12 protein-coding genes are annotated in these 12,704 nt (G+C 39.5%); 4 read left to right on the forward strand and 8 right to left on the reverse strand.

The features are described 5' to 3' along the window. Window positions 1-38: 38 nt before the first annotated feature. From FW757_RS08240 to FW757_RS08255, 4 genes are all read left to right on the forward strand, one after another. Window positions 39-1,367, forward strand: a complete 1,329-nt coding sequence (locus FW757_RS08240; protein WP_145233234.1) for a DEAD/DEAH box helicase — start codon at window positions 39-41, stop codon at window positions 1,365-1,367. 2 nt (window positions 1,368-1,369) lie between these two features. Continuing rightward, a complete protein-coding gene (locus FW757_RS08245) occupies window positions 1,370-2,200 on the forward strand; it encodes a CvfB family protein (RefSeq protein WP_182719011.1) in 831 nt (276 codons plus the stop codon). A gap of 262 nt (window positions 2,201-2,462) precedes the next feature. Continuing rightward, window positions 2,463-3,416 (forward strand): DUF4365 domain-containing protein, encoded by a 954-nt coding sequence (locus FW757_RS08250; protein ID WP_182740740.1) that lies wholly within the window; start codon window positions 2,463-2,465, stop codon window positions 3,414-3,416. A gap of 579 nt (window positions 3,417-3,995) precedes the next feature. Then, on the forward strand, window positions 3,996-4,943 hold the full coding sequence (locus tag FW757_RS08255) for a hypothetical protein (RefSeq protein WP_182740741.1): 948 nt from the start codon (window positions 3,996-3,998) through the stop codon (window positions 4,941-4,943). 220 nt (window positions 4,944-5,163) lie between these two features. Here FW757_RS08255 and pyrF read toward each other — a convergent pair whose 3' ends face one another. The 8 genes from pyrF to serC all read right to left on the reverse strand — a co-directional run bounded on the left by pyrF (window position 5,164) and on the right by serC (window position 12,648). Next, on the reverse strand, window positions 5,164-5,868 hold the full coding sequence (gene pyrF, locus FW757_RS08260; protein ID WP_182740742.1) for an orotidine-5'-phosphate decarboxylase: 705 nt from the start codon (window positions 5,866-5,868) through the stop codon (window positions 5,164-5,166). A gap of 49 nt (window positions 5,869-5,917) precedes the next feature. After that, window positions 5,918-7,054: a lipopolysaccharide assembly protein LapB gene (lapB, locus tag FW757_RS08265; protein WP_145233226.1), complete on the reverse strand. Its 1,137-nt coding sequence runs from the start codon at window positions 7,052-7,054 to the stop codon at window positions 5,918-5,920. A gap of 2 nt (window positions 7,055-7,056) precedes the next feature. Continuing rightward, window positions 7,057-7,338, reverse strand: coding sequence for a lipopolysaccharide assembly protein LapA domain-containing protein (locus FW757_RS08270; RefSeq protein ID WP_446441092.1), 282 nt, complete (start codon window positions 7,336-7,338; stop codon window positions 7,057-7,059). Between the two features lie 21 nt (window positions 7,339-7,359). Beyond that, window positions 7,360-7,647 carry an integration host factor subunit beta gene (gene ihfB, locus FW757_RS08275; RefSeq protein WP_446441093.1) on the reverse strand — a complete coding sequence of 96 codons (288 nt, stop codon included), beginning with the start codon at window positions 7,645-7,647 and terminating at the stop codon, window positions 7,360-7,362. 62 nt (window positions 7,648-7,709) lie between these two features. After that, window positions 7,710-9,377 carry a 30S ribosomal protein S1 gene (gene rpsA / locus FW757_RS08280; RefSeq protein ID WP_029216020.1) on the reverse strand — a complete coding sequence of 556 codons (1,668 nt, stop codon included), beginning with the start codon at window positions 9,375-9,377 and terminating at the stop codon, window positions 7,710-7,712. A 93-nt stretch (window positions 9,378-9,470) separates the two neighbouring features. After that, on the reverse strand, window positions 9,471-10,181 hold the full coding sequence (gene cmk / locus FW757_RS08285) for a (d)CMP kinase (protein WP_149982486.1): 711 nt from the start codon (window positions 10,179-10,181) through the stop codon (window positions 9,471-9,473). 107 nt (window positions 10,182-10,288) lie between these two features. Further along, the gene (gene aroA / locus FW757_RS08290) at window positions 10,289-11,566 is read right to left on the reverse strand and encodes a 3-phosphoshikimate 1-carboxyvinyltransferase (protein ID WP_182730600.1); all 1,278 of its coding nucleotides are present in this window, start codon (window positions 11,564-11,566) and stop codon (window positions 10,289-10,291) included. After that, a complete protein-coding gene (serC, locus tag FW757_RS08295; RefSeq protein WP_182717451.1) occupies window positions 11,566-12,648 on the reverse strand; it encodes a 3-phosphoserine/phosphohydroxythreonine transaminase in 1,083 nt (360 codons plus the stop codon). Before serC ends, aroA begins: the two co-directional genes overlap by 1 nt. Window positions 12,649-12,704 lie beyond the last annotated feature (56 nt).

The raw sequence follows: 12,704 nt of genomic DNA on the forward strand, positions 1-12,704 counted from the left end.
TATACCCAAACAAATTGCTCATTTTGGAGAAACACACTTTGCATTTTACTGATCTTGGGATTGATACTCGCCTTGAAACACAATTAGCGCATCAAGGGATCACCCAGCCCACTGATATTCAGGCCCATGCAGTGCCCACCGCACTGGCAGGCCATGACATTTTCGCCCAGTCTAAAACTGGGTCGGGCAAAACCTTGGCATTTTTATTACCTGCTGTTCAACGGGTTATGAAACAAAAGGCGCTCAGTAAACGTGATCCTCGTGTGCTTATTGTGGCGCCTACTCGTGAACTGGCGACCCAAGTATTTACCCAACTTCGCCTGCTAATTGCAGGTACTAATATTAAAGCGGTGAAAATATTAGGCGGTGAAAACTTTAATGATCAAATTAAAGCACTGCGTAACGACCCGCAATTTGTTATTGCTACACCGGGTCGTTTAGCCGATCACTTAACTCAGCGTTCATTACAACTAAGTGGCCTTGAGTTACTTATTTTTGATGAAGCTGACCGTATTTTAGATTTAGGTTTTACTGCACAGTTAAAGATGATCAACGAACAAGCAGATCATCGCCTGCGCCAAACATTATTGTTTTCAGCGACACTGGATCATGCACAAGTCGATGCGTTATCACGTAATTTACTGAAAAAGCCAAAACAAATTACCCTTAGTGCGGCTAACGAACAACATTCAGATATTAAACAAAGCTTATATTTAGCAGATCACCTTGATCATAAAGAAGCGCTGCTTGAGCATTTTTTAAAGCAAGACGAGGTCGGGCAATGCATTATATTTACAGCGACTCGTACAGATACCAGCCGTTTAAGCGAATCACTTAATGCTAAAGGTTTTAAAGCCCAAGCATTAGCAGGTGATTTAGCCCAAAATAAACGTTTAGATATCATGGACGGCTTTAGCCGTGAAAACTTTAAAATTTTAATAACCACCGATGTTGCCTCTCGTGGTCTTGATTTACTGAGCGTAACTCATGTAATCAATTTTGATTTACCTAAACACGCTGAAGAGTATGTGCATCGTATTGGTAGAACTGGTCGAGCTGGCTTTAAAGGCACCGCTATTTCACTGGTCGGTCCTAAAGATTGGTTAAGCTATAAAGCAATTAAATCATTCTTAAATGATGAACTTGAGTTTCATACCGTTGCAGGGTTAAAAGGTAAGTTTAAAGGTTTACGCGAACCAAAACCTGATGCAACATGGGCTAAAGCACAAGAAAATGTAAAGCCTAAAGTAAAAGCTGTGACTAAACGCAAAGCAAAACCTAAAAAGCCACAAGCGCCAATCAAAGCCCCTCTTAATATTGATGGTGATGCACCAATGCGCCGTCGTAAAAAGCCAGAACAGGAATAATTATGAGTTACCTTGGAACCACCCAAACCCTATTCGTTAACGAAGTAAGTAACGAAGGCGCGTACCTTGATGGTCATGATCTGGGTGAAGTTTTTTTACCAAGCAGTGAAATTAAACATGAGCTAGAAGCTGGCGACAGTGTCAGCGTATTTATCTTTTTAGATAATGCTAATCTCGCCACTGCAACAACTAAAAAGCCGTTAGCTCAAGTAGGTGAATACGCCCTACTTCGTGTTAAAGAAATCAACAGCATTGGCGCTTTTTTAGATTGGGGGCTTGATAAAGATGTACTAGCACCGTTTAACGAACAAAAGCCAAGAATGCAAGAAGGCTATTCTTATTTAGTACGTTTGTATTTAGATAACGCCAGTGGCCGTATTTGTGCATCAAATAACTTTAATCGTTTTATCAATAAAACGGAGCCTGAGTACGCCCCGCTGCAAGAAGTACAGTTAATTGTCGCTGGCAAAACCGATATTGGCTATAAAGTATTAATAGAAGAAGCACATTACGGCGTTATATTTTACAACATGGTGTTTAAAAACATGTTTGTTGGCCAACGCTTAACTGGATTTATTCAAAAAGTACGTGAAGACGGAAAAATTGACGTTATTCTTGAAAAACCAGGTATGGCTAAAGTAAGTGACTTGGGTGAGAAAATAATGGATAGATTAAAATCCGAAGGCGGTGTTATTGCTTTAGGTGATAAATCGGATCCTGAGACAATTAAAAAAGTTTTCTCAACCAGTAAAGCAAATTATAAAAAAGCCATTGGCGGTTTGTTTAAGCAAGGCTTAATTGATATTGAAGCTAAGGCTATTAGGCTTAAGTAAGCGGTCAGCGGTCAGCGGTCAGCGGTCAATTCAAAATGATATAGAAAAGAGTAAAGTGAAAGCTTTACTCTTTTTGTTTATATAAGCTTCAATGACAAGTGTGAGCGTGAAGCGGACGCCGATAAAAGTTAAACTTAAACATGTGTTGATGTGTAGGATGTAATTTTTGTCAGGTAAGATTATTAACAGCAGTTTTGGTGTGTTATAAACCACCAAAATGGTGTTCAATAAGATGTCATAAAAATTATTTAGGCTCGGTAATATGAATACACAAGTAGAAAGATTGGGCGTCGCACGCTTAGATATTTATTTCTCACAAAATGGATGGCTTTTTCGAGAACAATCCATACATGATTATGGTATAGATGCTCAGGTTGAAATAACTGATGCTAACTATCCTACAGGTGATTTAATTGCAATACAGATTAAATCAGGTTTAAGTTTCTTTAAAGAAGAGAAACTAAATAGTTATGTATTTAGAACAACAAGTAAGCACATTGAATATTGGGCAAATCATACACTTCCTGTCATTTTAGTTCTTTACCACCCAAAGCAAGATAAACTTTATTGGCAGGTGATCAATGATCAAACTGTAACTAGTACAGGTAAAGATTGGAAAGTTCATATACCAAAAACAAATGAACTCAATGATCAAAGTTTTTTTCAACTTAGTAAGTTAATCCAACCAGAGCCTTACATAAAAAGAATTAATAAACTTAAGCTAGATTCTAAATGGATTAAAAAACTTCACGAAGGTGAAGAAGTATTCGTTAGTTTTACTGATTGGGTTAATAAATCATTACCACGCTATAAAATAAAAATTTCATGTTCTGATAGTTCACAAATTTGGCCGATGACTTATGCTCCAAATATGTCTATTGAAGAAGCTTTAGAGCACTTCATTCCTTGGGCAGATTTTTCAATGGATATTGAGCATCATAGAATGCAAAGCGAATCACAATGGTCTGCTGAATGTTATGTTGGCAAAGATCCTGAAACTGGAGATGTTTATTTTGGTGAAGACTTTGATGACTGGTATGTTGAACCTGATGAAAGTGAAATTTTGCCAACACATGAAGATGGTGAATGTGCATATTATTCCTTAAAACTTAACCTGAACGAATTAGGTGACTCATTTTTAATTCTTGATGATTATTTATCTGAAGTTTCCCCATTCGATAGTAGAACATTCACAGAAGAAGATTTGAACTGGTAATTTTTATAATCGGGTAGCCGGAGGTCTCCTCCAGCTCCCACACCAGCCATCATCAACTTTTTTATTAACAGGAAGTGCAATGGGCGGTTCATCTCCCGTGATGAATATTGATCCAAATATCCCTCAATGACACTAAACCTTGTGAAGCCAATTAGTCATTGCCTAGCGCGAGGTTTACGCCACTACTGTCAGTAGCACATTCTTATCCTTCAGCGTATCCAGTGTTCTAAATCCACCGTTAGCTGATAAGCGTTGGCTATTAGGTAGTAGTGTCCCCAGACGCGCAAATACTTTTGGGCCTAGAACCTGTATTACTCTTAAGCGCAGCGCCTCTTAACCTCTTTGTGAATAATTTACTAAGTTTTTTGCACAAAGAGAAGGGAATGAGAAATAAATGAGGGGAAACTTAGCGCTTAGTATTTGCATGCTTAATAATTTAACACGAATATTACTAAGCGATTGAATCAAAATAGCAACTCGGCTATGGTTATTGCATCAATAAAAATAAATTAAAGACGAGTAATTCTACAGGCTCGTTAAGCCTCATCTATTCCAGCGTAGGTGCACAAGGATAATTAAGTGGAAGAATTAAAGCACCAAATAAAAATGCAAGCTACCGCCAACATTTTTCAAACTATGGGAAGAGAAGTCGCAGGACATAAAGTTATTGAGCAATTTAAAAGCATGCCTGATGCTAAGTTAAATATGCTCGGATTTTATGCTGGTATTAAAAGTGAACACTTACCGATATATAGAAAGTTAACTCGCGGTGAAAAAAACGAGTTTACTGAAAAACTAAATACCTTTAAAGATGAGCTGAAAACAGGGGATGTCGTTCTTGTTACAGGTACTTCAAACTCATCAAAGATACTAGCAAGCTTACAAAAAACGGTTTACTCAAACGCCCGTTCGAGTCATGTTGTGATTGTTCAAGCTGATTTTATATGTATAGATGCAGTGCCTAAAATAGGTGTTTCGCTTAAACTAATCTCTGAAGTTTTAAAAGACGTTAAAGATGATTGGCGTATTATTAGATTTAAAGGGTTAAAAGAAAAGGACAATGAGCTACTTAGTAAGACGTGCGCTTATTATATTAAGCAACCGTATGTGATTTTACCAAAAAGAAAACCAGCCAAAAAATTCTCATATTGCTCTGAATTAGCACGTAAAGTCTATGTTGATAGTAAAATTAAAAATACTGGAATTCCGAATAGTACAATTATAAAATCATGTGATTTCGATAAAATCGCTGACCAGAATAGTCAGTGGCTAGACATAACAGACTCTGTTAAACCATACATAGAGTTCTGTATAAAGTATGAAGACATTTTAAAGTTTATATCTAAGAGCTTTACACAAGGTATAGACCTAAATCGACAACGATTTAGTGAGCGCAGAAAAACAAAAGAAAGCATATCAAAAATGCATAAAAAAGGTGAAATCTCATCTTCAGGTGCAGCCCAGATTAAAAATAAAATAGAATCCCTAGAGAAATCATTAAACTATAAGTTTTGGGATCACCAATAAAGCCTAATCGGGTAGCCGAAGCGGAAAATGGGGTCGCGGAAAATGGGGTCGCGTCTTGCCTTTTGCCACATTGTGTTTTGAATAACCGCAACTGACATATTCCAGCCTATTCATCGCCAAGTTATTAAGTTTGTATACCCAGAAACAGAAAGAGCAAAGTAAATACTTTGCTCTTTGTTCTTAGTAATAGTAGTAATAGTACCAATTAAAAGACCGCTGTTTATTTTATCGAGTCATTAATTTCTTTTAATGTTGCAACAGGGTCTGCGGCTTGTGTGATTGGACGGCCAACAACTAGGTAATCACTGCCATCTTCAATCGCTTGCTTTGGTGTCATAATACGCTTTTGATCGCCTGCATCACTGCCCGCTGGGCGAATACCTGGCGTAACTAATTTAAACTCTTTCCCTAAAGCAGCCTTTAAACTTTGCGCTTCTTGTGCTGAGCACACTACCCCGTCAAGGCCTGACTCTTTTGCAAGTTTTGCTAAATAGATAACTTGCTCAGCAGGCGTTTTTTCAACACCTAAACGCTTTAGTTCGTTTTCATCCATACTGGTTAAAACGGTAACGGCAATTAATAATGGCGCTTTATCACCAAATTGCTCAAGCGCTTGTTTGGCTTTAGTCATCATTTCAACACCGCCACTGGCGTGAACATTAACCATCCAAACACCCATTTTGGCAGCTGCGGTAACCGCTTTGGCAACCGTATTTGGAATATCATGAAACTTTAAATCTAAGAATACGTCAAAGCCAAGGTCAATTAATTCTTTTACAAAAGCAGGTCCAAAATAGGTAAACATTTCTTTGCCTACTTTTAAACGACATGTATCAGGCGATAATTGCTTTACAAAGTTTAAAGCGGTTTGCTGATCATCGTAATCGAGGGCGATAAGAACTTTTTTTGAATGTTCGAGAGACATAACTTTCCTAAAACTGATTGTAGAAGTAAGTGAATATTTTTATAGAAAACTAAAAACCGTCTAAACCACGGCTCGGTACTATGGTTTCCCAATGTTTGCACGAAGGACAAACCCAATAAATTGTATGACTGGTAAAGCCACAGTGTTGGCACTGAAAATCTGGCTTGGTCGCAATATAAGATGTGACCAGTTTATCTATTTGGTCTAGTACATCTTTAATATCATTATTTTGTTTTGCTAATAGCTGTAATAAAAAACTAAAGCCACGAATTGTCGGCTGACGTTTTAAACTATCAGTTAAAAATTTAATTGCTTGTTCGGTATGCCCTTGCTCAAGTAATGCTTGGCAATGTTTTATTTTTATTAGCACCCCACCCTTATCAAGTAGCTGCTGTAATAATTCATGAAATTGGTGGGTTAGGTTTAATTGCTCATAACTGTGAGCTAAATCATCTATAAACAAGGGAGCAAAAAAAGTGAAACTACAGATCAGCTCACGCCAATAATAAATTGCTTTTACGTAATCTTCTTTTGCAAATGCTGATTTACCTAATTCATATAATGGACGGATCGCTTTATGATTTAGGCTAATGGCTTTGCGCATAATTTGCGGATCATTGCTAAGCAACGCAGCTTCACAATAAAAGTTAGCGATGGCTTTGAAATGTTGCGGCTTTGAAAATAAATCACTGTGTGCTTCGAACATATTGATACCCTTTTCCCATTCGCGTGTTTGCGAATATAAATTAAGTATCGGCTCTAATGCATCACTGTGGTTGGCTTTTACTAACCACACTAAATGTTCTTCGGCGCCATCAAGCAAACCCGCCATAATATAATCTTCAGCAAGTTCAAGGCGACTAGCAGCAGCTTGTTGTTCATTAAGGCTTGGGTGTTTGAGCAGTAATTCGTGGATTTTTATTGCACGATCTAATTCACCTCGGCGGCGAAACATCGTTGCTAATGTAGAATAATGTTCAACAGAGTCAGCGGCGACTTCAAGCAAGTTGATGAGGTGCTCAAGGCCTTGATCTTCCTCTCTGTCGAGTAAAAACTTTAAGCCTTTACTGTATTCAGATGTGATCTGACGATTAAGTTGATGAGCTTGGTTTTTAGCGCTATTTTTACCCATGATCCAGCCATAACCAGCCGCAACAGGTAAAAGTAAAAACAAAAGCTCAATCATAGTTAGGTGTCTTTATTAGCAACAAGCTTATTATTATCTTTTTCAGGCGCTAATTTTTTTTCCAAACGATAGTTTTGCCACTTTAATTGCGAAAACAATTTAAAGCTAATAAAACAACCAATTGCGACACCTAAAGCAAAGCAGATACTTATTATCATTGCGAGGGGTAAAGTATTGCTGGCAATAATATAATTTATTTGCACTAACTGTGGATTTTGCGAACCAAGTACAAATGCAAAAATTAAGCATATTGCTACCAGGATAATTTTTAATACCCTAAACAAGTAACTACTCCAACTAAATAACTAGGCAATGCTCGCGTTTACGCGATCTCGTAACTCTTTGCCTGGTTTAAAATGTGGTACGTGCTTACCTTCTAACTCAACCGTGTCGCCAGTCTTTGGATTACGACCTGTGCGAGGTGAACGAAAGTGTAATGAGAAACTACCAAAGCCACGGATTTCAATACGATCTGAGCTTGATAATGAGCCGGCCATTTGTTCAAGAATTTCTTTAACAGCATTCTCAACATCTTTCACAGGTACATGCGCGTGTTGCTCGGCTAATTTTTCTATCAATTCTGACTTAGTCATAACGTTTCCTTAAAAAGAGATAAAGGAAGGGCAACACTGCCCTTCCAATTAAGACTGATTAATTAGTCTTTTTGTGCATTTGCGAATGCAGCTGCCATTGCGTTTTCGAACACTGGCTCTTCTTTCTTAAGCTTTTCTAGTACTTCTTTCTCTTCTGCTTCGAAAAGAGCTTTAACTGAAAGGCTTAAAGTGCGGTTCTTACGATCAACACCAACATATTTCACTTCAATTTCGTCGCCTACAGAAACAACAGTAGTTGCATCTTCAACGCGCTCTTGAGCGATATCAGCTACACGGATGTAACCTTCAACGCCTTCGATAAGTTCAACAGTTGCGCCTTTCGCATCAACTTCTGTCACTTTACCTTTAACAATAGCACCTTTTTTGTTTGCATCAAGGTAGTTATTGAATGGGTCAGCTTCGATTTGCTTAACACCTAGAGAGATACGTTCACGCTCTGGGTCAACTTGCAATACGATAGCAGTGATTTCGTCGCCTTTCTTGAATTCACGTACAGCGTCTTCGCCAGGTGTATTCCAAGAAATGTCTGAAAGGTGTACAAGACCGTCAATACCACCGTCAAGACCGATAAAGATACCGAAGTCAGTGATTGATTTGATCTTACCAGTAACTTGATCGCCTTTGTTTTGAAGACGAGCAAATTCTTGCCAAGGATTAGCAATACATTGCTTAAGACCAAGTGAAATACGACGACGTTCTTCGTCGATTTCAAGAACCATAACTTCAACAGTGTCGCCTAAGCTAACAACTTTAGAAGGATGGATGTTCTTGTTAGTCCAATCCATTTCAGAAACGTGTACTAGACCTTCAACGCCTTCTTCGATTTCTACGAAGCAACCGTAATCTGTAAGGTTAGTTACACGACCAGAAAGTTTAGAACCTTCTGGGTAACGACCAGCGATAGCTGCCCATGGATCTTCACCAAGCTGTTTAAGGCCTAGAGATACACGAGTTTTATCTTTGTCGAATTTAAGAACTTTAACTGCGATTTCGTCGCCAACATTAACGATTTCTGAAGGGTGCTTAACACGCTTCCACGCCATATCAGTAATGTGTAGTAGACCATCAACACCACCAAGGTCAACGAATGCACCGTAGTCAGTAAGGTTCTTAACGATACCTTTAACTTCTTGACCTTCAACAAGGTTAGCAAGAAGCTCTTCACGTTCTTGTGAGTTTTCAGATTCGATAACTGCACGACGTGAAACTACAACGTTGTTACGTTTTTGATCAAGCTTGATTACTTTAAATTCAAGCTCTTTGCCTTCAAGGTGAGTTGTGTCACGTACTGGACGAACATCAACAAGTGAACCAGGTAGGAAAGCACGGATTGAATCAACTTCAACAGTGAAACCGCCTTTAACTTTACCGTTGATAACACCAGTAACAGTCTCTTGCTCTTCACATGCTTTCTCAAGACGGATCCACGCTTCGTGACGCTTCGCTTTCTCACGAGAAAGGATAGTTTCACCGAAACCGTCTTCAATTGCATCTAGTGCAACATCTACTTCGTCGCCAACAGCAACTTCTAGTTCACCAGCAGCATTTTTGAACTGCTCTGCAGGGATAGCACTTTCTGATTTAAGACCAGCATCTACAAGTACAATGTTGTTCTCGATAGAGATAACTGTACCTTTAACGATAGAGCCTTGCTCTGCTTCAAAACCCTTTAAGCTTTCTTCAAATAACTGCGCAAAATTTTCTGACATACGAATATACGTCTCATATATTATTACCAATAAGCAACCATGCTGCATGGGGTTGTTAAAATAGCACTGGCATCCTGCTGGCGCATAAATAGTTTATCGTCGTTTTGGAAGTTTACCTTCGACGATCGCTGCATCTAATAAAGTCATAACCTTATCAAACACTTGCTGTGCATTAAGCTCGCTAGTATCGAGTTCAATAGCATCGTCAGCTGGTACAAGCGGCGCAACGGCACGATTCATATCGCGGTCATCACGTGCTTGAATATCTTCTAATAGACCACTTAGTGTAACATCAAGACCGCGTTCATTCAACTCAACAAAACGTCGGCGCGCGCGTTCTTCTGCACTAGCGGTTAAATAAATTTTTAATGGAGCATCTTGGAACACCACAGTGCCCATATCGCGGCCATCGGCTATTAGCCCATTTTCAGTTCGAAATGCACGTTGGCGCCGTAATAATGCTTCTCTAACGCGCGGTAAGGCTGCTACTTTTGAAGCGGCAGCTCCTACTTCTTCATTTCGAATTGTTGTTGATACATCTTCACCTTCCAGAATAACCTTTCCAGCGTTAGTTTGACTATCAACTAAAAACTGCACATCTAAGTTAGCAGCTAAAGGCACCAATGCCTCTTCGTTGTCTAGTGCAATTTGGTGATGAAGTGCTGCTAGTGCTAATACGCGATAAATCGCGCCACTATCCAGTACATCCCACCCTAATTTATCGGCTAACAAGCGACAAACAGTTCCTTTACCTGAACCACTTGGGCCATCAACGGTGATCACGGGCATTAATAACGCCTGCATTTAAACCTCCTGCAATGCACACCAAAATAAAACTGCGACATTATACGTTACTTAATTAAATATATCCGCTTTTTGTATGTAACTTTTTATATTTCAACTTTAGTCATTTATTGACTAACTGATGCTAGTACATTGAAAAATGTTGGAAATGTCTTGTATGTACACTTAGGATCATTGATAGTTATTGGCTTGCCGCCTACCGCTACCATGGCAAAACACATCGCAATACGGTGGTCGTCATAGGTATCAATCGCCACATCGTTAAAGTGTTTTGGCGGTGTTATTTCGATGAAATCTTCACCTTCAACTACCTCAGCGCCCACTTTACGCAGCTCCGTCGCCATTGCATGTAAGCGATCAGTTTCTTTTACGCGCCAGTTATAGATATTACGAATAGCGGTTGGACCATCTGCAAATAACGCCACTGTCGCAAGGGTCATCGCCGCATCAGGAATAGCATTGGCATCGATATCCACACCTTTTAATTCGCCTTTACGTACCACTAAGCGCTCGTCATACCAATCTATTTTAGCACCGACCTGCTCCATCACTTTTGCAAAGCCAATATCGCCTTGCACAGATTTTGCGCCTACGCCTTTGATCTCTATTTCACCACCGGCAATTGCCGCCGCAGCGACAAAGTAAGATGCACTTGATGCATCCCCTTCAACCATAATACGCTCAACAGCTTGGTATTGCTGCGCACCTTTTACAGTAAAGGTTTTATAGTTATCGTGAGTTACCGATATGCCAAAGCGAGCCATTACATCTAAGGTAATATCAATATACGGTTTAGATACCAGCGTACCCTTAATTGTAATGCACGTATCGCCATTAAATAACGGCGCAGCCATTAATAATGCGGTAAGAAATTGGCTCGAAATACTGCCATCAATTGCAACGTTGCCGCCATTAATTTGCCCACCAACAATTTTAAGTGGCGGATAGTCTTTATTTTTTAAATAACTAACATCCCCACCGAGCGCTTGTAATGCATCAACTAGGTGACCAATTGGACGTTCCTCCATACGTGGCTCGCCAATTAGTTCATAGTTTCCCTTCACAGCGGCTAAAACCGCAGTCAGTGGGCGATACGCAGTGCCTGCATTACCTAAAAACAATGGCTCAGCTGGAGTCAAAAACTGCCCGCCAACACCTTTTACAGTGGCTACAGTTTTATCATCATTAAGACTGACATCAACGCCCAATAATTTTAATGCACCAAGCATATGACGAATATCATCACTGTCTAATAAGTTTTCTACAACCGTTGTGCCTTGCGCAAGTGCCGCTAACAATAAAATACGATTTGATAAACTTTTTGAGCCAGGTAAGGTAACACTGCCATTTACTAGATTAATTGGCTCTAAGCGTAACTGCTCCATTAACTGTGCTCCTTGGCAAATTTCGCCATAAAGTCAACTAACGCTTGTACACCGGCAAGTGGCATGGCGTTGTAAATACTCGCACGCATACCGCCAACAATACGGTGACCTTCAAGTGCAAGTAAGCCAGCTTCTTTTGCTTGGGCTAAAAACTGTGCATTTAAGCTTTCATCATTGAGCCAAAAAGGCACATTCATACGTGAACGACAATGCTTAGCAACCTTATTGCTATAAAACGGTGATTCATCAATAAAGCCGTACAGCAGTTCGGCTTTTGCTATATTTTGCTGTTCCATGGCTTTAACACCACCATTTTTCTCAAGCCAGTCAAATACTTCTGCCGCTAAATACCAAGCAAACGTAGGTGGCGTGTTATACATGCTGCCTTGTTTTACTTCGAGTGCGTAATCAAATATACCTGGCTTTGCAACCCCTTCACGCTCAAGCAACGTTTTACGAATAATCACAATGGCAAGGCCTGATGGACCAATATTCTTTTGTGCACCAGCGTAAATTAAATCAAACTGATCAACATCAAACTCACGCGATAAAATAGTTGATGACATGTCTGCAACGATCGGCGCTGTTGGGTGACTTGGTACATCAAACACTTCAATGCCATCAATGGTTTCATTTGGACAATAGTGGATGTATGAAGGATCGGCTGGAAATTGCCACTCACTAACTGGTTTGATAGAAAATTGCTCATTTGTGTCATTACGGACATCAAGCTCAGTGACGGTAGTAAATTTAACCGCTTCGTCAACCGCACCTTTAGACCACACACCATTTTCACAATATACGGCGTCTTTACCTGCTTGGTGCAGGTTCAGTGGCACTGCAGCAAATTGGCCTCGACCACCGCCATGCATAAACAGCACTTCAAATTCATCGCTGATATTCATTAACCGGCGTAAGCTTGCTTCACATTGTGCCGTTAATGCTAAAAATTCTTTACTACGGTGACTGATCTCCATCACCGATACACCTAAATCTTGCCAATCAAGAAATTCTTTTTGTGCTTTTTCCATCACAGCTGGCGGTAACATTGCAGGCCCAGCACAAAAATTATATATACTCATTACCTTTCCTCATTCCAGTAATTTAACAATTGTTTTTAATTGCTAATTTTAACAAT

The organism is Pseudoalteromonas sp. 1181_04 (assembly GCF_052850545.1).

What these genes read in the sequence shown, in the direction of transcription:
- FW757_RS08245 (WP_182719011.1), top strand. Translation starts at nt 1,370, where the DNA reads ATGAGTTACCTTGGAACCACCCAAACCCTATTCGTTAACGAAGTAAGT.
- FW757_RS08250 (WP_182740740.1), top strand. Translation starts at nt 2,463, where the DNA reads ATGAATACACAAGTAGAAAGATTGGGCGTCGCACGCTTAGATATTTAT.
- pyrF (WP_182740742.1), bottom strand. Translation starts at nt 5,868, where the DNA reads ATGTCTCTCGAACATTCAAAAAAAGTTCTTATCGCCCTCGATTACGAT.
- lapB (WP_145233226.1), bottom strand. Translation starts at nt 7,054, where the DNA reads ATGATTGAGCTTTTGTTTTTACTTTTACCTGTTGCGGCTGGTTATGGC.
- ihfB (WP_446441093.1), bottom strand. Translation starts at nt 7,647, where the DNA reads ATGACTAAGTCAGAATTGATAGAAAAATTAGCCGAGCAACACGCGCAT.
- rpsA (WP_029216020.1), bottom strand. Translation starts at nt 9,377, where the DNA reads ATGTCAGAAAATTTTGCGCAGTTATTTGAAGAAAGCTTAAAGGGTTTT.
- cmk (WP_149982486.1), bottom strand. Translation starts at nt 10,181, where the DNA reads ATGCAGGCGTTATTAATGCCCGTGATCACCGTTGATGGCCCAAGTGGT.
- aroA (WP_182730600.1), bottom strand. Translation starts at nt 11,566, where the DNA reads ATGGAGCAGTTACGCTTAGAGCCAATTAATCTAGTAAATGGCAGTGTT.
- serC (WP_182717451.1), bottom strand. Translation starts at nt 12,648, where the DNA reads ATGAGTATATATAATTTTTGTGCTGGGCCTGCAATGTTACCGCCAGCT.